Origin of the sequence: Marinilactibacillus psychrotolerans, from assembly GCF_900101525.1 — a bacterium.
GTDB lineage: Bacteria > Bacillota > Bacilli > Lactobacillales > Carnobacteriaceae_A > Marinilactibacillus > Marinilactibacillus psychrotolerans.
Map to the genome: position 1 here is coordinate 1 of NZ_FMZD01000023.1, position 21,942 is coordinate 21,942.

The 21,942-nt window shown below is 33.3% G+C and carries 20 protein-coding genes and 1 pseudogene; 15 read left to right on the forward strand and 6 right to left on the reverse strand.

Annotated elements, in window-relative coordinates; all coding sequences use genetic code 11:
• A pseudogene (locus tag BLT22_RS10460) lies at window positions 1-562 on the reverse strand (helix-turn-helix domain-containing protein); the annotation flags it as partial.
• Window positions 563-1,024: 462 nt separating this feature from the next.
• Between BLT22_RS10460 and BLT22_RS10465 the strand changes: the two are divergent.
• The 6 genes from BLT22_RS10465 to BLT22_RS10490 all read left to right on the forward strand — a co-directional run bounded on the left by BLT22_RS10465 (window position 1,025) and on the right by BLT22_RS10490 (window position 5,239).
• Window positions 1,025-1,609: a histidine phosphatase family protein gene (locus BLT22_RS10465; RefSeq protein WP_091763092.1), complete on the forward strand. Its 585-nt coding sequence runs from the start codon at window positions 1,025-1,027 to the stop codon at window positions 1,607-1,609.
• A gap of 48 nt (window positions 1,610-1,657) precedes the next feature.
• The gene (locus tag BLT22_RS10470; RefSeq protein ID WP_256333887.1) at window positions 1,658-2,086 is read left to right on the forward strand and encodes a MerR family transcriptional regulator; all 429 of its coding nucleotides are present in this window, start codon (window positions 1,658-1,660) and stop codon (window positions 2,084-2,086) included.
• 62 nt (window positions 2,087-2,148) lie between these two features.
• Window positions 2,149-2,508 carry a nuclear transport factor 2 family protein gene (locus BLT22_RS10475; RefSeq protein ID WP_091763094.1) on the forward strand — a complete coding sequence of 120 codons (360 nt, stop codon included), beginning with the start codon at window positions 2,149-2,151 and terminating at the stop codon, window positions 2,506-2,508.
• Between the two features lie 116 nt (window positions 2,509-2,624).
• On the forward strand, window positions 2,625-3,476 hold the full coding sequence (locus BLT22_RS10480) for an aldo/keto reductase (RefSeq protein ID WP_072693689.1): 852 nt from the start codon (window positions 2,625-2,627) through the stop codon (window positions 3,474-3,476).
• Window positions 3,477-3,571: 95 nt separating this feature from the next.
• Complete coding sequence (locus BLT22_RS10485; RefSeq protein ID WP_091763096.1) at window positions 3,572-4,240, forward strand: flavodoxin family protein; 669 nt, start codon at window positions 3,572-3,574, stop codon at window positions 4,238-4,240.
• A 15-nt stretch (window positions 4,241-4,255) separates the two neighbouring features.
• A complete protein-coding gene (locus BLT22_RS10490; protein WP_091763098.1) occupies window positions 4,256-5,239 on the forward strand; it encodes an aldo/keto reductase in 984 nt (327 codons plus the stop codon).
• Window positions 5,240-5,388: 149 nt separating this feature from the next.
• Here BLT22_RS10490 and BLT22_RS10495 read toward each other — a convergent pair whose 3' ends face one another.
• Window positions 5,389-6,519: an FRG domain-containing protein gene (locus BLT22_RS10495; protein ID WP_072693691.1), complete on the reverse strand. Its 1,131-nt coding sequence runs from the start codon at window positions 6,517-6,519 to the stop codon at window positions 5,389-5,391.
• Between the two features lie 246 nt (window positions 6,520-6,765).
• On the opposite strand from BLT22_RS10495, the gene BLT22_RS10500 reads away from it, so the two are divergent.
• Window positions 6,766-10,737, forward strand: coding sequence for a YobI family P-loop NTPase (locus BLT22_RS10500; RefSeq protein ID WP_143020653.1), 3,972 nt, complete (start codon window positions 6,766-6,768; stop codon window positions 10,735-10,737).
• Between the two features lie 203 nt (window positions 10,738-10,940).
• On the opposite strand, the gene BLT22_RS10505 is transcribed toward BLT22_RS10500, so the two are convergent.
• Together BLT22_RS10505 and BLT22_RS10510 are read right to left on the reverse strand one after the other, a co-directional pair.
• Complete coding sequence (locus BLT22_RS10505; protein ID WP_091763102.1) at window positions 10,941-11,324, reverse strand: hypothetical protein; 384 nt, start codon at window positions 11,322-11,324, stop codon at window positions 10,941-10,943.
• A gap of 1 nt (window position 11,325) precedes the next feature.
• A complete protein-coding gene (locus BLT22_RS10510) occupies window positions 11,326-11,751 on the reverse strand; it encodes a hypothetical protein (RefSeq protein WP_236048808.1) in 426 nt (141 codons plus the stop codon).
• Window positions 11,752-12,060: 309 nt separating this feature from the next.
• Between BLT22_RS10510 and BLT22_RS10515 the strand changes: the two genes are divergently transcribed.
• A complete protein-coding gene (locus BLT22_RS10515; protein WP_091763104.1) occupies window positions 12,061-12,600 on the forward strand; it encodes a primase C-terminal domain-containing protein in 540 nt (179 codons plus the stop codon).
• The gene (locus BLT22_RS12235) at window positions 12,575-12,763 is read left to right on the forward strand and encodes a hypothetical protein (protein WP_143020654.1); all 189 of its coding nucleotides are present in this window, start codon (window positions 12,575-12,577) and stop codon (window positions 12,761-12,763) included. The genes BLT22_RS10515 and BLT22_RS12235 overlap by 26 nt, the downstream gene beginning before the upstream one ends.
• A 274-nt stretch (window positions 12,764-13,037) precedes the next feature.
• On the opposite strand, the gene BLT22_RS10520 is transcribed toward BLT22_RS12235, so the two are convergent.
• A complete protein-coding gene (locus tag BLT22_RS10520; protein WP_091763106.1) occupies window positions 13,038-14,063 on the reverse strand; it encodes a N(5)-(carboxyethyl)ornithine synthase in 1,026 nt (341 codons plus the stop codon).
• Window positions 14,064-14,245: 182 nt separating this feature from the next.
• Window positions 14,246-15,073, reverse strand: coding sequence for a GNAT family N-acetyltransferase (locus BLT22_RS10525; protein WP_091763108.1), 828 nt, complete (start codon window positions 15,071-15,073; stop codon window positions 14,246-14,248).
• A 343-nt stretch (window positions 15,074-15,416) separates the two neighbouring features.
• Between BLT22_RS10525 and BLT22_RS10530 the strand changes: the two genes are divergently transcribed.
• The 6 genes from BLT22_RS10530 (at window position 15,417) to BLT22_RS10555 (ending at window position 21,431) form a co-directional block, all read left to right on the forward strand.
• Window positions 15,417-16,751 (forward strand): ABC transporter substrate-binding protein, encoded by a 1,335-nt coding sequence (locus BLT22_RS10530; protein WP_218127275.1) that lies wholly within the window; start codon window positions 15,417-15,419, stop codon window positions 16,749-16,751.
• Between the two features lie 92 nt (window positions 16,752-16,843).
• Complete coding sequence (locus tag BLT22_RS10535) at window positions 16,844-17,704, forward strand: carbohydrate ABC transporter permease (protein WP_091763111.1); 861 nt, start codon at window positions 16,844-16,846, stop codon at window positions 17,702-17,704.
• A complete protein-coding gene (locus BLT22_RS10540; RefSeq protein ID WP_087057059.1) occupies window positions 17,704-18,522 on the forward strand; it encodes a carbohydrate ABC transporter permease in 819 nt (272 codons plus the stop codon). Before BLT22_RS10535 ends, BLT22_RS10540 begins: the two co-directional genes overlap by 1 nt.
• A gap of 27 nt (window positions 18,523-18,549) precedes the next feature.
• Window positions 18,550-19,263, forward strand: a complete 714-nt coding sequence (locus BLT22_RS10545) for a DUF624 domain-containing protein (RefSeq protein WP_091763113.1) — start codon at window positions 18,550-18,552, stop codon at window positions 19,261-19,263.
• Window positions 19,264-19,333: 70 nt separating this feature from the next.
• Complete coding sequence (locus BLT22_RS10550; protein ID WP_091763115.1) at window positions 19,334-20,404, forward strand: mechanosensitive ion channel family protein; 1,071 nt, start codon at window positions 19,334-19,336, stop codon at window positions 20,402-20,404.
• A gap of 166 nt (window positions 20,405-20,570) precedes the next feature.
• Window positions 20,571-21,431, forward strand: coding sequence for a helix-turn-helix domain-containing protein (locus BLT22_RS10555; protein WP_091763117.1), 861 nt, complete (start codon window positions 20,571-20,573; stop codon window positions 21,429-21,431).
• Window positions 21,432-21,942 lie beyond the last annotated feature (511 nt).

Consider the following 21,942-nt stretch of genomic DNA (forward strand, 5'->3'; position numbering starts at 1 on the left):
CTGTTACGACATCAATATACTCAAAAGCCATTTGCCCATTCCCATACTTAAACTCATCAAACGACAAGTTCTCCGGCAATGAATGATAGTAAGGTCGATAATACTTCACCTGTTCATTGATGATTCTTTGAATCGTTGTGGAAGAGACATTCGTCTCTTCTGCCAAGCTCTTGATCGAACGAGCATCAGCTGACTTCGCCAGTATTTCTGCTTTGATAAAATTAGAGATAAAACACGCCTCTTTTACAATCGGTGTTTCCGCAGTAAATGTTGCTTCACAAGATGTACACTTGAACCGCTGCTTTTTCACTCTGAGATAGGTCGGATAAATGTCAGACATTGGTAAAGTGATTCTAGAGGTCTGTGTACCATTTTTATAGATGGAGAAGTTTCTATTTGGTTCCTGACATTTTTTACATTTCGTAGGAATATAAGTCAGAGTGCAGTCTATAAATTTACATTTCTTTTGTTTATGCATGCCGTAAGACACGCAGTTATCTTCGAAAATCATATTTTTGTCTTGAATATCTAGTACATTTTGCATATCATTTGATGTAGGCAAGTGAGTTCCTCCTATGGATATTTGGTTTTCGTCGACTATTATTCTACAGGAGAACTCACTTGTTTTCTAATTTGAAAGAAAAAAATGACGTTGGTGAGAAATTACCAACGTCATTTATTATAGAACCATTATCTAAAAAAAGGGGTAAATAAGTTATTAAAACTTTACTTTTTCTTGGTCTTTTACTGGAATCGAGGTACTGCTCCTTAAAACGCAACAAGTTTTAAATTACGTTGCGTTATTTTGCTTTAAATTAAGTATACAAAGAAAACCTTAAATGTAAAAGGTTTTGGACGCAACAATATTATAGATTGTTGCGCTTTTTGTATTTCTCTCGTAAATTATTAAAACGGTAAAAAAAGTAACAGTAAGAAAAAAATTTACAAATATAAATTCTTTTCTCTTGCCTTAAAGTGAACTTCATAGTTTATGATAGAGTTAAAGATGAATGGAGGAATAGACTTGAAGAAAACAGTTTATCTAGTAAGACATGGACAAACTTTTTTTAACAAAATGAAAAAGATACAAGGATGGTCTGATTCACCACTTACTGAAATTGGAATAAAACAAGCCGAAATTGCAAAAGACTATTTTTCAACCAATCAGATTACATTCGATTCCGCTTATTCTTCTACGTCGGAAAGAGCTTGTGATACATTAGAAATCTTAACAGATCAACCTTACAAAAGAGTTAAAGGACTAAAAGAGTGGAATTTTGGGATATTAGAAGCAGAACATGAGTATTTAAATCCTCCGTTACCTTACGGTGATTTTTTTGTACCTTATGGTGGGGAAGGAGAAGAAGCTTTTAAAAAAAGAATAGCTGATACGCTTATGGATCTTGTGCAAAAAGATACAAGAAAAAATATATTGGCCGTATCACATGGAGCTTCTTGTAGACAGTTTATGAGACATTGGGCGCACGAAAGCAGCGTTGATCAGGAAGCGCCACTTGCCAATTGCTGTATTTTAATATTTGAATTCGAAAATGATATTTTTAGATTAAAAAAGATTGTAAATCATGATTATACTGATCTAGGTCTATAAGTTAACGGTAGTAATAAAAATAAAATTTAAGTAGAGTAGGTGGGAAATTTGAAGTCTATTAAAGAAGTGGCAGACATGTTTGGAATCACAACAGATACAATACGCTACTACGAACAGGTAGGCGTTATACCAACAATAACCAGAGGAGAAAATGGCTATCGGCAATTCACCACCCAAGATATAAATTGGGTGTTCTTGGCAAAAAGTTTGCGTAGTGCTGGGGTGTCCATTGAATCTCTTATACAATTTACGTTGCTTTCTCAAGTAGAAGGAGACGAAAGGTTAGCTCAAAAAGATATATTAAAAGAACAATTAGTTGAAGTAGATTCAAAACTAGAAGAAATGATGAGCGTTCGTAACCTACTTCAATATAAGATCGATACGTATGACGAACATATAGCACGTATAAATGAAGAGTCTAAAAGTAACGAAAGAGTAGAAGAGTTATGGAATCAATCTTTTCGGGTAAAAAAATAATAAACGACTATATAACGAAAAATCGCTTTACCTTTGAAAAGCTATAAGAGGAGATCTGATCGATGAACAACGTTATGGAAATATCTGAAAAACTTTGGAAAAGCTTAAAAGAAATTGATTCGGATACTTTAATGGATTTGGTGCACTCCAATGCGGTTTTTGTGCACATGGGCGTTACTTTATCAAGAGATGAAGAGATCAACATTATAAAATCTAGGGAAATCATTTACAAACATGTAGCATTTGAAGAAAAAACGATTCACGAATTTGATACAACAGTTATTTTGTTAAATAAAGTAAAATTAACAGCTATTGTAAGTGGAAATGAAGTGATTAATCCCTTTGTAGTAACGGAAATCTATACGAAGATAAATGAAGAATTGAAACTTGCTTCTTTTTCTTATACCAGAATCAACTATTAGTAGATCAGCTATATCAAAAAGAAAAAAACAGGTTAAAAGAGTTGCTTTGAAGTTAACTCTAAGGTGTATAGTGAAAATGTAGTCAAAAATAACTAATTTAAATGGAGGAATTTTATATGAAAACTGTAAAACTAGCCAATGGTGTAGAAGTACCGATTTTAGGATTTGGGACGTTTCAAATCACAGATCCACAAGAAGCTGAGAAAGCCGTAAAAGACGCGATCAAAGCAGGTTATCGTCATATTGATACTGCACAAAGCTATATGAATGAAGAAGCCGTTGGTAAAGGAATCGCTCATTCGGACGTGCCTCGTGAAGAGCTTTTTGTAACGACAAAAGTATGGGTAGATAACGTTAACTATGATGGGGTTATGACTTCTGTAGAACGCTCACTAGAACGATTAGGTTTAGACTATGTAGATCTATTGTTGATTCACCAACCTTATAATGATGTGTATGGAGCGTGGCGTGCAATGGAAGAACTTCAAAAACAAGGGAAAGTTCGAGCAATTGGTGTCTCAAACTTTGGAGTTGACCGAGCTGTTGACTTAGCTGCATTTAATGAAGTGACTCCACAAGTCAATCAAATTGAAATCAATCCTTTCCAACAACAAGCAAAAAATATTGAAGCTTTAAAAAATGAAGGCATTATCCCAGAAGCATGGGCACCATTTGCTGAAGGGAAAAATGATATTTTCAATAATGCAGTTTTAAAAAATATCGGAAATAAATATGGAAAATCAGTAGCACAAGTCATTATTCGTTGGTTAGTCGAGCAAGATATTATTGTACTAGCTAAGTCAGTGAAACCAGAACGTATGGTTGAGAATCTAGCTGTTTTTGATTTTGAGTTAACTGAAGAGGATAAAAAAGAAATGGCAACTTTAAATGAAGGTGAAAGCCAATTCTTTTCTCATTCTGATCCAGAAATGATCAAATGGATGGCTAGTAGAAAAATGGATATTTAAAAAACGTATAGTGACTAACAACAACTTTTATTTATAGTAGAGATTACGGACTTCTTACTAAAATCTTTAGGTTAAATTATGGAAGGAGAACGTTAATGATTAGAAAAAGTTTTGGAGCAATATCTGCTTTTGTTTTTTTATCAGGCTGTCAAATGAACAATCAAACTGAAGAAAGCTCACCGGAAAATACGTCAACCACAAGTGAATCAGACAATTTTGGACGTGGAGCTATATCAGATGGAAAAGATACAAATGCAAGCGAAGCACCCACTAGAAAGTTGTCAGATTCAGCAAAATCTATTGTTATTTATTTTTCAAGAAGTGGCCATACAGAAGAATTAGCAAAAGAAATTAGTGAAACAATCGATTCTGATATTTTAGAGCTGCAGGTCAAAGAGCCCTATCCCAGCAACTATGAGGAAACGGTAAATCGGGCAACCTACGAAAGAGATAATGAGTTGTATCCAGAATTATCTACGGGTATACCTGATTTAACACAATATCAGACGGTTATTTTGGGACACCCAATATGGGCAATGACGCTGGCTAATCCTATGGTGACATTCATACAAGGATATGAAAAAGAACTTGAAGGAAAAATAGTCACTTCCTTTTCTACCAATGCTGGATATGGTTCAGGAGATACGTTTCAAAGGTTATCAGAACTACTTCCAAAATCCAATATAGAGGAAGTTTATACCGTTGAAGATAGAAATGCAGATGAAGACAAGGATAATCTTAATAGATGGCTTTCAGATTTTTAGAAAGGAAGATGATCAGTGGAGAAGCGTACATTAGGAAATAGTGGGTTAGAAGTCTCGTCTCTTGGACTTGGTTGTATGGGAATGAGTCATGGTTACGGAAAAGCTTCAGACAAGAAAGAAATGATCTCTCTAATCCATGCAGCACTTGATCGGGGCGTTACTTTTTTTGACACAGCCGAGGTATATGGTCCATATGTGAATGAAGAGTTACTAGGGGAAGCACTTGCTCCGTTCAAAAAACAAGTCATAATCGCAACTAAATTTGGTATTCAGATGGCAAACAATAAACAGGTGCTAGATAGTAGCCCAGAACAAATCAGGAAATCAGTTGAAGGATCACTTAAACGTCTAAAAGTAGATACGATTGATCTTTACTATCAACACCGTGTAGATCCCAATACTCCAATTGAAGAAGTGGCTGGTGTGTTGCAAGACCTGATTAAAGAAGGGAAGGTAAAACACTGGGGGCTTTCTGAAGCAGGTGCTGAAACGATTCGTCGTGCACATGCTGTTCAACCCGTCACAGCTGTTCAAAGTGAGTATTCCATGATGTGGAGAAGCCCTGAAAAAGAACTATTTCCTACTCTTGAATCGTTAGGTATTGGGTTTGTACCGTTTAGTCCTTTAGGAAAAGGATTCCTTACGGGAAAAATCGATAAAAAAGCAAAATTTGATAATAACGATTTTCGTAGCCTTGTTCCTCGATTTGAAGTAGAACATATGGAAGCTAATCAGGTACTCATTGACCTTATAGAAAAATTTGCTGCAGAAAAAGAAGCAACATTACCTCAAGTTGCGCTTGCTTGGGTACTTGCCCAAAAACCATGGATTGTCCCTATTCCTGGAACTAGAAAATTAGAACGCTTAGAAGAAAATCTTGCTGCTTCAGAGGTTCAACTAACTCAGAATGAATTGAGTGAACTGAACAATGCTCTTTCGAAAATCGAAATTTCAGGGGAACGTTACCCTAAAGAATATGCGAAAAGAGTAGGAAAATAACAAGTATAGTAGTAATTTCGATAGTCATAAATAAAAAAAGAATCCTATTTTTAAATAGGATTCTTTTTTTGCATGCAACATTAATCAGTATTGTTGCGTTTTTTTCAAGGTTAAAATAATTAGAAACGATTTTTTAACGGTTAGTATTTTCAAAATTGTTTCTCGGCTAAATACTTCGCTGTATTATCATGATCTAGAAATAACGTTTTTCTATTTATTCCTATTCTATCCAATTGTTTTAAAATAGATAATTTATCATTAATTTTAAATGTATGATCTTTCATAATGTGTTGAGTAATTATTGGTCGTTTTCTTCCAAATTTTGAAAATAATTGATAGAAAAATAACCCATTTTGAACTTTCATTCTATCAAAGGATATTTCAGATTGATACAAAACAGGTGGGATAACTGGTTTAGGAATCATAGAGTAGTCTTTACGTTTATGAAAAGTAACATGAGTATCTAAAGTGAAAAAACAATTATCATAACGGTTTATTAAAAATATCCACCAAAATCCATAAGTAAACTCTCTACCAAAGCTATTATGGGTTGTGTTTGTATAAAAGTAGAAACTATCTGATTTATTATCGTAGTACCGCACACTTTTATTTAATTCAGAAAAAATGACTTCCTCTTTTTCTAAATCACAAATAATACTTTCTAGATTTGACTTATAGATTTCTTCTAATTTATATGTCGATTTTAAGTGATTTCGTATATTCAGTATTATTTTCTCACTAAAAGTTTGACCAGTTTCTATGGTGTAAATTTTTTTCAACAAATCTGTTAATAGATACACTACTAAATCGTATGTTTCAGGTCTATTTTCTTCCAAAAATTTTAAGAAACCCTCGTATTTATCAATTGTGCTAAGTCCAAAGGGACGATCTATGTAGTTTTTCGGCAGTATATCAAAAGGAATACAGTTATTTCTATCAAATACATGGACGTATCCTGTTTTTATAGGTAGATTGTAAGCAGTGGAAAAGTAAAGTGCTACTAAAGGGTTTGTAGTTATATCAATTAAAGGTGTAGGCAACCCATGGTGTTGTGAATATGCCAAAAAATTGTCTTTTTCACTTTGACTCAGTTCATGTGCTATTTCTCTATAATAATCTTTGCGCAATTTTTCAGAGTCGTAATATTGACCTTTATGTGATCTCAATACACTAGCTGTTATTTCCTCATGATAATCACTTTCTCCACGAAAAAGAAATTTTTTATCACCTAGATTATCTATTTCTGTAATGTACTGTTGAACCGAATATATTTCTATCATTATTTCCTCCATCAGAATTTCAGTTTTTTATTCGTTTAGTGTGACCTATCAACATAAAAGCGCTTCAGTCAAGTTCTCCAGTTATTATAATTCAGGTTAAGTCTATTGATACATAATTGAAGCTATTATACCAATATTTTTCTGTAGTAACGATAGAGTATACCCTATTGGTACTTAGTTTAAGCAAATAAATTAATGTTTTGATGTATAATAATATTTAGAAGTAAATCCTAAGTAAAAAAGAGGGTGTTATATGTGGATGATAAATACATAGAAAGAATAATGTCTTGGAGAGGTATGTTTAAAGGACTGATAATTTCAGAAAAGGAAATAGAGACACTGAGTCAAAACAAGTCTGAAGCAGACACAGGTAACAGTAAAAAAATAAAGAAAAAAAAGTATATTTTTGAATCATTAGGTCCAGTTAATGATGTTGAGTTAGGTAAATACGAAGACGCTCTTAATCAAATGATGGAAGATGATAGTATTTACAATGTAGGATTAACTGGACCCTATGGTGCAGGAAAAAGTAGTATAATTGAAAGTTACAAAACAGAGAATGAACAAATGAAATTTATTCATGTAGCTCTTGGTAAATACGATACTATTGATGATGATAGCAATTCACTAGTATTAAATCAACAAGAAGTAACTCCAGAAATGAAATCGGTTAACCAAAAAATAAGTGAAGCTCCTACTCAGCCTTTTAAAGAATTCAAAGAAATAGAAGGTAAAATTATTAATCAGCTACTGCACCAGGTTAATGTTAAAAATGTTCCTCAAGCTTTTACTAAAGTTAAAAAGAACAATTCAGTTAGAAAAATTATTGTGTGGGCGATTATAGTACCGTTAGTGCTCGCATTCTCAATTTTCTTATTAAGATTTGACGATTGGGCTGCTTTCGTACAAATCAATCACATGAATTTGCTGTACCGTACAATCAATCCTTCTTTAAGGGTGTTTGCTGCTGCTGCACTTTTGGGGCTGATTGGGTATTTAACTTATGTTTTTGGAAGTGCTCAAATCAACAGATCGTTAATCAGAAAGGTTTCAATTCGTGGGAATGAAATTGAGCTTTTTAAAAATAGTGAAAATTCTTTTTTTGATGAGCATTTAAACGAAGTAATTTATCTATTTGAAAATAGTGGTGCAGATGTTATCGTATTTGAAGATTTAGATCGCTTTGGAAGTACTGATGTATTTAGAAAACTTAGAGAACTTAACCAGCTAATAAATAAAAGAAAGCAAGATGATTTAGCAGGAAAAGACACTCATAAGAAATTAGTGTTTTTATACCTCATAAAAGATGATATTTTTGTATCAAAAGATAGGACAAAATTTTTTGATTTAATTATTCCAGTAGTACCAACTGTTAGCTCGTCTAATTCTTTCAATAAGATGATGGAAATTTTTGGATCAATTAAAGAAATTGATAGAACTTTTTTGAGAAACTTATCATTTTATATTGATGATATGAGGTTAATTAAAAATATTTTTAACGAGTATACGATATACGATAGTGAAATTAATACGTCTTCATTAGATCAAAATAAATTGTTAGGTATGGTAACATATAAAAATATTTTCCCTAGGGATTTTTCTCAATTGCAATATGGGAAAGGATTTATTTATTCGATTCTAAATAATAAGCGAGATACTTATGATCAAGAAAAAAGTATTATAGATAGTGAAATTTTTAATCTGGAAAGTGAACTAGAAGAGTTGGAATCTAGTTCACTAGTTTCTTTCGATAGACTAAAAGAAACTCATTTGACAACAGAAAGCATTTTAGTTGATGGTGAATCTGAAGATACGTACCCCACAAGAATGGAGTACGTACGAAAAGTACTTGAAGGAAAGAATTTATCAAAAGTAAAATTAAAAAAATATCAAAACTATAGTAATCTGTACACCAAATCTTCAGAACCTATTTCACTCGAATCGCTTTTGAAGAAAATGGAAGATACACCTGAATATCAACAAGATAAAAAAATAGTGGAAGATATAAAAAATGGAAAAAAAGTAATAGTTAGTTCTAAAATTCAGGATTTAAAAATAAAAAAAAAGCAAGTAGAGACGCAACCTCTCTCAGAGGTCTTTGATAGTAATCATTTTGAAAAGGAACTCCAAGGACACGAGGATATAAAGAATAGCGGTTACTATGATTTAATATTATTTCTACTAAGCAACGGTTATATAGATGAAAATTATGAGGATTATATGAATTACTTTTATCCAAACGATTTAAAAAGGGAAGACAAATTGTTTGTAAGAAACTTACTTTCATCTAGTAAAGGTGACCCAAGTAAAAAGTTAAGAAATATAGAGTCACTTATTGAGATATTGAAGAATGAAGATTATAAAAAAGTTGGTATTCTTAACTTTAGTTTATCTGAGTACATTATAGACAAGAAGATGGAAAACCAGTTTTCTACAATATTATCTGTGGCTAGACAAAACCATAACTATAAATTTGTACTAGATTTGTATGAGAATCTCTTAAAATATAATGACGAAAAAGGTACTGAGAATATACTATTTTTTACTGTGACTTTGTTCTCGACTTGGAAAAATTTCCTTTCCTACGCAATCAAGAAATATGAAAATAAGGGTATAAGTGAAGAAAGAGATAACTTGTTGAAAGATTTGGTGTTTGACGGATTAATCTATTTGAATAGCGATAACGAAGCCTACGAAAAAGAAAACTCAATCTTAGTAGAGTTTATTAATCAAAATAGCTCGTTATTAGAAAACGTCTCCGAGGCAACATGGAATCAGTTTAGCGAAAACGGAATTACTAAACTTGAAAAAATGGAAATTAAATTAACTAAAATTAATCATGAACAAATGTACAATAAGTTGTTTAAGTCAATAATTAAGAATGATTTGTATGAATTTAATTATGAAAATATTGAGGAAATTGCTCTATTTGAAGGAATAGTACCAGACAGATCAGGTATTGGGAAGTTTAAGCACGAAAGTTTAACTCGATTAATGAATTCAGAAAACGATATATTAAAAGCAAGAATCAAGAATAATCTGAATGATTATTTGAACCAGTATTTGTTATTTTCCGATTGCGATACATATGATATCGAAGAATATGTACTATTAGTTTTAAATAGTAATAACGTAGCGGACAAGACTAAGATTAAATATATAGAATCAATGAAGTACCATGTTGAGAACCTTGAAGAAATTAATAATAAAAAAACACGAACAGCTTTAATCCTAAATAACAAAGTTGTTCCAAATATCCAAAATATAATACGATATTTCCAAAAACCGGATAATAACTGGAATAAGGAATTAATAAACTTTGTTAATCAAGTTCAACATAAAATAAAAGTTGACTATGATGAGGTTATTGAAGAGTTTGACGAGATTGGATTTTTTGAGGCTACTTTAGCTTTGAATGAATTACGTGATAATCGTTACGAAGATATTATTGGAGAGAGCAACTATAAATTAACTAACGATCAATTCACTATTAAAAATCTGCAAGATAATAAAATTAGTCTATTACTAAAGCATGGCATGATTTCAATGAACTCTACTAACCTAGAGAATATAAGAGAAAACTACCGAGATATTTTGATTGATTTTATACAGTCAGATATTGAAGCCTATCTAGGTTTGGTGACAGATCAAGTGAATGAGAGTGAAATAATTGGTCTATTGAATTCGAATCTTAGCGTGGAGAATATGGATAGAATTTTATCTACAATAGGTAATTCTAAGAAAATAAGTTTAGCTGAAATCAAGAGAGATCACCCACTCATGCAGACATTAATTGCAAAACATCTCAAAGAGAGCGATAAAAAAATACTCTTCAGTGAGTTCAATCAATATATACAAAGTATAAAAAATTATATTGTAAACATTGCTATCGAGAGTATATCAATCATAATAGATGAAAACATAGATATAGATAAGGAATTGTTGAAAGCACTGCTATTATCAGATATGGAAATCTCCACGAAGAAAGACTTAGTAATAAATAAGGTTGATAAATTACATTTTGGGGATTTTTTGTCTCTTGATTCGCAACTTGGTTTATCTGAAAAATTCGAAAAAATCAATTTAAATAAAAATCCTAGCTATGATGATAATCCTTTTAATAGTTCGATTTTGGAAAGACTTGTAGAGTTAAATCTTATTAAAAAGAAACATAGAAATGGGAAAATTTTTGTGTCTAAACTTGCATCTAGTCTATAATATAATTTATACGACCCAAGAATAGGTAAGAAAAAAAGATGAAAAAAGAAGTGATAAAAAGAGTTACTATTGACTTGATTAAAAATTTATGACATTTTGAAATAGAGAAGTAAATTAAAGTCAAAAGTTAGCAATTCTTAGATAGTGTATAAATGTATTTAGGATAAAAAGAGATTAGGCTAAAATGTCCTAATCTCTTTTTCTTATCCAAGAAACTTATTGTTTTGAATACTAGCTATAATTCTCTGTGCTCTTTCGTCATAATTGTTTACGTAATAAAATTTTGCCATATTACGTAAAGTCTCGTACGCTTTGTCGCCTTTTAAAGTCCGAAAAATCTCAATTAATGATTTAATATCTGGATCGGCTTTTATGGTTTTTCTGTCCTTAGCGGAATACTCAGTATTGAAGTCGATACTTGTTACGTCTGTTTCTACTTTTGAATAATGTTTAGTTGTACTTTTTTCTGTTACCAATTTCTCTTTTTTAGGTGTTATTTCAGAGTTTACAGATTCACTAAATCTTGATTCAGATACTGGACTTTCGACTACGGGTCTGTCTTTTTTCTTTCTGTTAGTAAGAGCCATTTTAAGCACCTGCTTTCGGTTCAAATGTACCTAAGTCTAATTTACGAGAACTTTCTGTAAGCTTATTACCGTTCAAATATTTAGGTTTATACGTATAGTCTTCAGGTATATCACCCAAACTCTCAAATAATTCAATTCGCTCTTCAAGTTCTTTAAAGATATCAGCAAACAAAGCGAATACTTTTCTATCGTGGTGGTCTATTACTGAAATATCATACTCAGAATAATCGTCAATCCTTTTCTGATTATTCACTATTGCATTGAAAGTGAAGTTCTCGCCAAAAGCTTCTTTCGTTTGAGCAATAATTGACTCGTGTAAGTCTCTTTTGGGTTGAAGTAAAAACGGCAATAGTCCTAATACTTCTCCTTTAAAATCTTCTCCAAAGTCGTCTATTAAAGTCTGTAAGTATACGTTTATAATATCCAAAGTTCCTTCAAAGGAATAGGTTTTGGTTTCCTGGGAATAACGAAGTAATCTACACATACCATTGCATTGTCAACTTTAATATAAGTACTTGAGCCAATGTCGATCCAAATATAATCATAGAGTGGATTAATATATTCGTGATAAAATTTGATTGTTCTAAAGAGAACGTAAGCAGTGACGATATTTTAGTAGCGGGTCTTGAACTTAATACGGTCCCTACGTTGATTTTAGAGGTCCTTAACGGCTATCAAGCTTACTTTGTTTTGGACCCAACCTAGCTATATTTCTAAAGCAAATGAGTTCAAATCTTTGAGAACCAATAAGGCCATTGCTCGGTCGTTAAAAGTAGCCTTTTCAAAAGAAATTGAAGGGGTCGACTTTGGTTGCAATCCCTTCGGTATTTTTAGATTTCCACGTGAAGATAACATTGTCTACTATGATCCGACTAACTTATTCAATTTCAAAAAGCTAATGGCTTGGTCCATGAAAATTAGTGATGATCAAAAACAAGAAAGACAATTACTTCAGAAAGACAATTTTAAAAACGCTGATTTTAAGCAAACAAAAACAAGCTGGTTTAGAAGCTTATTGAACGTGAAGACGATAAAAGGTGGTAAAGGATTGCTGGGACGAAATTCCGTAATTTTTACGGCTTCTTTGGCGTGCTACTCTTCAAAAATGGAGAAAGAAGACTGTATTGACTTAATGGACGAGTTCAATACGTTTTTGGCGAGCCCACTATCCGATAGAGAAGTGAAGAAGATCGTTAGATCCGCTTATTCAGGACGTTATAGTGGCGCTTCTGCGCAGTATATTAGAACGTTTGGGAATCACTCAAAATCGTTCTGAGAGCTTAAATAAGGGCGCCTGGTATAAGTTCGCAAAGCCCAGAGGAGAACGTGAGAAAACGTATTATTTGGAGTATCGACTAGATCTAATTCAAGCGATCGAACAAACAACCCATTATTCAAATGAAGAGAAAAGAATTGATGAAGGAGATAAAAATCCCTGAATCAAGCCTTAAAGACCTTTTAAGAATGCTGAAGGAAGATCACTAAGTTATCATTTAAACACAGCAAGGAAGAGACGAATATACACGTTTAGGAACTAGCAAAAGTGTTATTGTCAATCTCTTAGGGAAAGAAAAATGGAACTAAGTAAAGGATAAACTGGATCTCATAAAGTCAACATCGACTTCATGAGATCCAATTTAATTTTACGTATAGAGTTTTTTCTCATATCTAATCAAAAACAAATTTTTGAACTATAAAAGACTTTTTTAACAATTAAACCAACGAAGCTGGATCTTGTCTGTCAGACTGTATTAATGAGTCATGTATAGATCGATGCTGGAATTGATTGATTCTTTCATCAATAATTCGTCCGTTATCGACAATCAGAGCATTCTTTAAAATCTTGTTGGGACGGTTTTCTACTAATTTATCGATATAGTTAGCAGTTTCTGAAGAGATGGCATTTGAAGAAGAGCGATAGAAAATAGTAGGGGTATGATCGACTGCGTAATGGACAACTCCATCAACTTCGTAGATAGGATTATTTAAAGAGGTAGGAACGGTGGTTTCAATGGCACCTTGCTCGTCACAGCTAACGTCAATAAACAGTGTACCAGGTTTGAATTGTTTTAAATCTTTTTGGTAAATAAGATGATCCGTGCGAGAAGTATCCCACAAAATCGCATTGACAATAACATCGAATTCAGTCATTTCTTTTTGAAATAACTTTTCTTGTTTACGGTTATAGACTTTAACATCTGCACCTAAACCGATTAAAATACGTTGGGCTCCCCGTGCAGTATTACCGCGTCCTAAAATAGCTACTTTTGTATCATACGGCATTACGCCATTTAATTGATAGGCATGCATAACAGCAGCTTCTCCAGCTAGTTCATTATTGCGCCAGTAGGAATGGCGATTGTCTTCATACATGTCTTCCCATGCATAGGCAGATAACTGATTAGCAACTAAAGTATCTGTTATTTCTTTATTCTGTACTGCATGGACCCATCCAAATAATGTTTGACCTGGATGTAAATCTTTTATAAAAGTAGCATCTCCGATTTTAGGATCGCATACGATATCCTGTGCCAAAGCAATCTTCCTAGAAACGATTTGGCAACCTAAAGCTGCATATTCAGTATCAGAAATATTTAAATCGCTTCCATAATTTCTTTCAAAGAATAACGCTTCACGATGTTGTAACTCTACTATATCTTTAGGTAATAAGGCAATACGTTTTTCACCTGGCTTGTGACTGTTGATAAAACCGATTGTTCTGAATGGTTTTTTTAGCATAATCCTAACCTCCTATTTTATGATCCTTGCGTGCGATAAGTCATACTTAGCACTTTATTATCTCATTAATGGCAGATAGATACAAATTTATATGAAAATAGTGTATTAAGACCTATTTTCATATAAACTTGTACTTCAAAACTCTTAGAGATCAATTAATGTATTGATAAGCATTTAATTGTTTATGCTTTTTTATAAATGTAATAATCTTGAGCATGACTTATTGTAAAGCCAACAGCTTTATATAATCCTAATGCATTAGTGTTAGTTGTTTCTACTTCTAGATGGACAGAGTAGCCTTTTTTACTTTGCTCTTGTACGAGATAACGTAAAACTTTGCTTCCAATTCCTTGCCCTTGAAATTCGGGTAAAATTGAAAAGCCATAAATCCATGCTTCGTTATCTTCTATATAGATCTGTATTTTACCAATCGCTTTATGGTTCACTTCAATCATGAATAAATCAGTATCTGGATCATTGATAATATTGCTTTCATTTGCCAAGGCATCTTCTTCGGATAAATCGAATGCTAGCATATCAAGTTGAATTCTTAAGTCTGCATCTTTTCTTTCCGTGGGGCGTAGGTTAAATCCAGAGGAAGAAACGGTTAGCGGTCTTGGTTCCCAACGCATCTGATGTTCAGTAAAGCTATAGCCTGCTTTTTGTTTCTTCAGGAAATCCTTTGCTTCTCTAGCTGTAGAGGGAGCATTTAATAAGATTTTTTTATAACCGATTTTATTCGCTGATTTCATTGCTTTTTTAAATAATTTTGTGAACTGTCCTTTCCGGCGTTCTCTGGGTTTAACCATACCAGTTACTTCAACAGTTGATCCAAAAGGATATAACCCAATAAAAGCTATTAATTCATTATTTTCATAGTGTAAGAAATCAAAGTGATCTGCTTCTCTATCGCGAAGCAGATCCCAATTCAATTTTAATTCAATTTTATCAAATACTTCTACTTCTTTTTGAAGTTTTTCTACATCGTAAAGTTGTTCCCTTGTTAACATGTACAGGCCTCCGGAATTCTTTCGTTAATTGGCTGTTATAGAAAGTTGTTTATTATATATCGGTTAAGTAAAGAGTACTTTTATGATGATGGATTAAGAAAAAGGCCAGTAAATCATTATACAATAAAACAAATAGATTAATATACTATGATTCTATCATAATTGTTCAGTGAATAGCTATTTTAAAAGATTGCTCATGGTAAATTATTATATAAAAAAATAAACAAGTGAAATCATATGAATTGCAAAAATGAAAACGGTTGTATTACAATTAGTTTACCTAATAATTTACTTATTATGATCATTTTGTATGGGTGATACACTTATAGAAAGGGAGATCAATATGTTAGAAAATCATGATTCTAAGGTCAGAATGGGAGCGCTTTTTACAGGAGCTTGTGCAGTGCTTTTAGCGGCATGTGGTAACGATAGTGGTGCTGGACCAGGCGGGATGGGGACAGAGTCTGGAGGAAGTGATGGAGATAGCGAAACCATTCAACTGAATATTATGCAAGGAAAAGTCGAATTTAATGAACAATTCAATGAACTAGCGGATCAATACATGGAAGAGAATGAAAATGTTCAAATAGAAATAACCTCTGTCGGAGGTGGGACTGATTATTTCACACAATTAACAACGAGATTTTCTTCTGGTGATGAGCCGGACATATTCAGTGTGGCTGGTCCAAATGAAATTGAACAATTTCAAGATACAATGGCAGATATGTCAGATACAGAAGCAGCAGAAGCAGCTTTAGAAGGCACAATTGAAAATGTCACGCATGATGATGGACGAATTGACGCTATTCCATATAATTTAGAAGGTTATGGATTTATTTATAATAAGGAAGTATTGGAACAAGCTGGAGTGAATCCAGAAGAACTTTCCACTTATGAAGAATTACAAGAAGCGGTTGAAACAATTGATAGTCAAAAAGAAGACTTAGGGATTGAAGCGGTATTTGCATTACCTGGTGCTGAAAGCTGGGTCATGGGAGATCATTTAGCAAATGTTTATTTATCACCAGAATTGAATGAAAATCCAGTTGATGCATATAATGCAGAATCATTAGCGTTTGAAAGAGCTGATGAATTTAAAAATATGCTAGACTTACAGGCAGAATATTCTATAGAACCCGTACTCAGTTTAGATTATTCTCAACAGGTAGAAGAATATTTCTCACTTGGACAAGTTGCTATGATTCAACAAGGGAACTGGATCTATCCTACCTTAGAGCAGATGGATCCTGAATTTGCAGAAAGCAATGTGGGAATGATTCCAATACCGTTAGAGGGGTACGAGGACCAATTGCCAGTCGGTGTTCCTAACTATTGGGCAGTAAATAGTAATAACGATGATGCTACAGTACAAGCAGCGAAAGACTTCTTGGATTGGATGTATCTGTCGGATGAAGGAAAAGAATTTGTAGTTTCTGAATTTAACTTTGTTCCTGCTTATGAAGGATATGAAGACATGGAAATCAGCGATCCACTTTCTCAAACAGTTTACGATTATTCACAAAACGGTGAAACGTTGGGCTGGGTCTTTACAGGATTCCCTACAGGTTATCAATTAAATGAATTCGGACCTAATTTACAAGCATATCTTGGTGGAAATATGAGTTGGGAAGAAGCAATCGAAGCATCAAAACAAGCTTGGGAGTCTATGAGACAGTAATACGCTTGACAAGGACCGGTGAAGCTTGATGAATCGCGGTCCTTGTCTTTTTTTAAAGAATTGAATGTTTGATTCAGAAAGGAAGTAGTGAGATGAAGAATAAAGAATTTACATTTTGGTTATTTATTACTCCCGTATTACTTAGTCTTACACTTGTTGTGATTCTTCCCGTAGTCATGGGTTTGTTTTATTCTTTTACTAATTGGAACGGATTGAATTTTACCAGTTTTGTTGGGTTTAATCATTACAAGCGGTTACTTGGAGACGGGCAGTTTTTGCGGTCACTTTGGTTTACCGTTAAGTTTTCAATTGCTAGTATTATTTTATTGAATGTAATTGGTTTGAGTTTAGCCCTTTTAGTAACGAGCAAATTAAAAAGTAGAAATATTTTGAGAACAGTTTTCTTCATGCCGAATCTGATTGGTGGTTTGATTTTAGGATTTATCTGGCAGTTTATTTTTATTAGGGTGTTTGCTTCTATTGGAGAATTGATTGGAGTGGAGTCACTCCAAGTGTGGTTAGCGACGCCAGGTACTGGTTTCTGGGGTCTCGTCATTTTGACTGTCTGGCAGATGGCAGGCTATATCATGATTATCTATATTGCTTATTTGCAAGGAGTTCCCAAAGAACTATTGGAATCTGCAGAAATTGATGGAGCTACACCTTTTCAAAAATTTAGACATGTTATTTTTCCTTTGATTGCACCAGCATTTACAGTCACGATGTTTTTAACCCTTTCAAATTCATTTAAAATATATGACCAAAACTTATCTTTAACAGGCGGAGGTCCGTATAATTCTACGCAAATGGTAGCTATGAATATCGTGGATACAGCATTTTCAGGGAACCAGATGGCTTATGGACAATCTAAAGCGATCATATTCTTCTTGATTGTTGCGGTTATTTCTCTTAGCCAAGTCTACTACAATAAGAAAAGAGAGGTGGATTTATAATGAAAAAGAAGAAAAAATCTCTCTATATATTAGAGGCACTGGGTATCCTTTTGGGAATGATCTGGATTTCACCATTTTATTTGATGATCGTTAATAGCTTCAAGGATCCGAGAGGTATCTTTTCCAATGTGCTAACACCGCCTTCAGAATTAAACTTTGAAAATTATCAGCAAGCATTTGAAGATTTAGAATTTGTTCGTTCTTTTTTTAATTCTCTTCTGATAACAGTAGCCAGCGTTCTCGTTATTATTATTTTTTCTTCTATGGCTGGTTATGCACTGGCTAGAAATAAAAGTAAATTAAGTAGTGTTTTGTTACTGCTGTTTGTAGCAGCTATGCTGATTCCATTTCAATCCGTAATGATTCCGTTGACCTCAAACTTTGGTCAAATCGGAATGCTCAATCGACTTGGATTGATATTGATGTATTTAGGGTTTGGCTGCAGTTTATCAATCTTTCTTTATCATGGAGCTATGACAAGTATTTCGGTTACGTTAGACGAAGCAGCAAGAATGGATGGAGCGAATAAATTTCAGATTTTCTGGAAAATTATTTTTCCATTATTGAAACCAATCTCGGTTACAGTAGCTATCTTAAACGTTATCTGGATCTGGAATGATTATCTACTCCCTTCATTAGTATTAGGAAACAATAGTCAGACGATTCCCATTCGCATGTTTTATTTCTTTGGTCAATATACTAAACAATGGCATTTAGCTTTAGCGGGACTGACCATTGCGATCATTCCAGTTATCATTTTTTACTTTAGCTCTCAGAAACAAATCGTAGAAGGTGTAGCAGAAGGGGCTCTTAAATAGCTATAAAATCAGCAAAGGAGAAAAGATATGTGGAAGCATAAGGCCTATTCTGTGGCATACGAATTATCAGATAAAATCAGTAAATTATTTATTGCCAACTTGTTATGGATTATTTTGAATAGTCCGCTTCTGATTGTAGCGATTCAGCTTAGAACCGTTACTCAACCCAGTAGCTACTATGTGCTATTACCTCTATTATCTTTAGGGCTTCCACTTTTCTTTTTTTCATCTACCCAAGCTTTGTTTTGTCTAGTAAGAGATGTAGTATTGCAAACGCCGGTGTCTACAGTAAAAACATTCTGGAGGTATTGGGTCAGTAACTTTAAAGAAAGTTTAAAAATGGGGATACTACTATCAGGGCTATTTACTGGGATTGGTCTTCTCTTATACTATAGTTGGTCAGTTAGTTTTATTCTATTTACTATAGCGTTCATCGCTTTGCTTTTTATTTTAATCATAATGGTGCAATTATTCTGTTTTCAAGCTCATTTTGAGATGCCGTTTATTTGGAAGTTGAAAAGAGCACAACAATTGGTTTTTGCCAGAATTTTTTATTCTGTTGGATCCTTTATGATAGTTCTATTCTTGATTTATGCAAGTTTTGAAATGAGTATAGCCGTTTTTGTATGGATGACGCCAGTAGCTTGTGTATATACAAGTTTTATTCTATTCAATTATCAATACAATAAGATTACTTCAAATAAAAAAGTCCAATGGAATCGAGACTCTGAATCAATGTAAAGAGTTCTTTAGAGTTTATCTTTATATTTGCTATAATTAACGAACAGGTCAAAATAGAGGGGCGAATAAATTGGCAATTTTAGAAGGCTGGTTAGATTATTTAAATGAAGTAGGTGTTGCTTATTGGCTTGGGGGTATAGCAGGATTAATTAGCATACTAGTTGTTAGGTCTATCTTAAAAAAAGTCGGTAAACGATTAATTCATTCAGAAAGATGGCAAGTACTATGGAAAGCATTTGTAAATTGGACTACGCTTTTTGTTCTAGTTGTCTATCTGTTATCTTACTTATCCAATACACCATGGCTTTATGAAACACTTTTTACTTTTGGAGATACCCGTGTTACGATTTTCTTGATTTTAGCTGTTTTATTTGTAGTAACCGTAGCGATTCGTTTTTCAAATGCGGTAAAAAAACATGTGTTACCCAGTGTGTATTCTAGATATGAATTGGATAGAGGGATGCAAGCTACGTTCAACACCTTGTTTCAGTATGTAGTTGTAGCGTTGGCCATTCTAGTTGCATTATCTTCTCTTGGATTTAATTTGACGAGTTTAACTGTATTTGCTAGCGTGTTAGGTGTCGGAATCGGTTTTGGATTACAAAACATCATGTCGAATTTTATATCAGGTTTAATTATTTTATTTGAACGTCCTGTCAAAGTCGGGGATCGTATTATTATTGAGGACACAATTGCAGATGTGGAAGAAATTAAAATGCGGGCAACGATTGTAAGAACAAGAGCCAATGAACGAATGATTATCCCAAATTCTTTTTTCTTAGAACAAAAGTTCATCAACAGATCTTATGCAGACACTAAGCTTCGAATTTCTGTTGAGGTAGGCGTTGCTTATGATAGTGATGTTCGCTTAGTTAAACAGCTCATAGAAGAATCGATAAAGGAATTAAATGAAGAAATTTGGCATAATATTTTGGCCGATCCTGAACCAAGAGTTTTCTTTGAAAATTTTGGAGAATCTTCTTTAGATTTTAAGGTTTGGTTCTGGATAGATCAACAAGCGGATGAAAGAGAATTTCGCATTCCAAGTGATTTAAGATTCAAGTTGTTTGAAAAGTTCAAGGCGAATGATATCGAAATCCCTTTCCCGCAGAGAGATTTACATTTAATCCAACAAAAATAGGCATAATCATTAGAAGCACTTTAGCCTCTACTTGGCTAAAGTGCTTTATTAATGGAATTATATCAGTAAAATTTCACTGGGTAGTATAGAAAAGTAATAGAGGCTTAGGTATAATGAGACTATTATAATTACATTTATATTTTATAAGGAACGAGGCATCAGATATATGCGATTAGGGGAGAAAATCAAAAGAAGAAGAAAAGAAATCAGTATGACACAAATTGATCTTGCTGAAGGGATCTGTACTCAAGCTATGGTTAGTAGACTGGAGAAACAGAAAGTGCGTCCCAGTCGTGATTTGATGGAAAAGTTAGCTGACCGAATGGACACACCGATGAGTTATTTCTACGGGGAAGATTCATTAGAGACAAGACATTCTCAAGTTAGCCAATTGTGTAAAATGATTAGACAGCATCTTGAAAGAAGAGAATATGACTCAATCGCTTATTTGGTAGAAACAAATTATGAGCTAATAGCCCGTTCTGTTGGAGAAGATAAATTGTTTTTTGAATGGATTAAAGGACTATTATACACGCATAGAGACGGAGATTATGATAAAGCGTTGGATCATTTGATTGCAATTGAAGAAGGCACGAAAAAAGGGGAACTGCGTGTCGAAATTATCGATAGTATCGGAAATCAGTATCAAAGAAAAGAGGAGTATAATAAAGCTGAAGAATACTATCAAAAAGGATTTGAGTCATTTTCAGAATGGATGGGACATGAGAAGAAAGCAAAGTTGCTATTGAACTATTCTCTTTGTCTATCTAAACAAGAGAAGTATCGGGACTCTTTAGAGAAGGTACTGCAAGGACTTGAATTATTGATTGAAAATAATACACTTTTCTTATTAGGTGACTTTTTCTATCAGAAAGGACATTGTCTGGAGCATTTAGATCAAAGCCGCCAAGCTGTAGAATCGTACAAGAAGGCTGCTTTCGTTTTTGATATTCAGCAAAATGAACGATTCATAACCATGGCAAATTTGGCAATCGATGAGTTAGAAGAAGCAGAAACTGAAAGCTAAACAAAACGAGTTCACAGCAGCCTGAAAGCTGTTGTGAACTCGTTTTTATGTAAAAGAGCTCTTTATCTTAATTGCTATGTAACTAAGAAAAAAATGAATGATCAAAGAAAAAACTTTACAGTTGAACACATGTATATGGCTGTTTTATTTATTGGCAAATACGGCTACTTATTTTTTGTCACTATTCAGCTTGATCAATATATAAGATTGCAAGATTAATTAGGAAAATCAAGAGGCTTTCAAAGGCAACCATGAGCTGCAATGCATCAGCTACTGATAAAAAGGTTTATCCCTAATAAGATTGTAGTTCTTATCTGCTATAGGTACCACCCTCTTAACTTTCTGCATGAAGAGTATATCATGATTTATCACTTAGAGGACATACTACTAGCCTTGTTTTGGGACTTATTAGTATTATTTATAATTATCACTTTGTACAGATTTTATTTTCATGTTTAATTTTAGTGAGAAATGTTTTGAATTTGTTAAGAAAAAAGTGCGGTAATTTTTT

Excerpts from the sequence above, each read along its gene's own strand:
- BLT22_RS10475 (WP_091763094.1), top strand. The coding sequence starts at position 2,149 with ATGAACAACGTTATGGAAATATCTGAAAAACTTTGGAAAAGCTTAAAA.
- BLT22_RS10480 (WP_072693689.1), top strand. The coding sequence starts at position 2,625 with ATGAAAACTGTAAAACTAGCCAATGGTGTAGAAGTACCGATTTTAGGA.
- BLT22_RS10485 (WP_091763096.1), top strand. The coding sequence starts at position 3,572 with ATGATTAGAAAAAGTTTTGGAGCAATATCTGCTTTTGTTTTTTTATCA.
- BLT22_RS10495 (WP_072693691.1), bottom strand. The coding sequence starts at position 6,519 with ATGATAGAAATATATTCGGTTCAACAGTACATTACAGAAATAGATAAT.
- BLT22_RS10505 (WP_091763102.1), bottom strand. The coding sequence starts at position 11,324 with ATGGCTCTTACTAACAGAAAGAAAAAAGACAGACCCGTAGTCGAAAGT.
- BLT22_RS10520 (WP_091763106.1), bottom strand. The coding sequence starts at position 14,063 with ATGCTAAAAAAACCATTCAGAACAATCGGTTTTATCAACAGTCACAAG.
- BLT22_RS10525 (WP_091763108.1), bottom strand. The coding sequence starts at position 15,073 with ATGTTAACAAGGGAACAACTTTACGATGTAGAAAAACTTCAAAAAGAA.
- BLT22_RS10530 (WP_218127275.1), top strand. The coding sequence starts at position 15,417 with ATGTTAGAAAATCATGATTCTAAGGTCAGAATGGGAGCGCTTTTTACA.
- BLT22_RS10535 (WP_091763111.1), top strand. The coding sequence starts at position 16,844 with ATGAAGAATAAAGAATTTACATTTTGGTTATTTATTACTCCCGTATTA.
- BLT22_RS10540 (WP_087057059.1), top strand. The coding sequence starts at position 17,704 with ATGAAAAAGAAGAAAAAATCTCTCTATATATTAGAGGCACTGGGTATC.
- BLT22_RS10545 (WP_091763113.1), top strand. The coding sequence starts at position 18,550 with ATGTGGAAGCATAAGGCCTATTCTGTGGCATACGAATTATCAGATAAA.
- BLT22_RS10555 (WP_091763117.1), top strand. The coding sequence starts at position 20,571 with ATGCGATTAGGGGAGAAAATCAAAAGAAGAAGAAAAGAAATCAGTATG.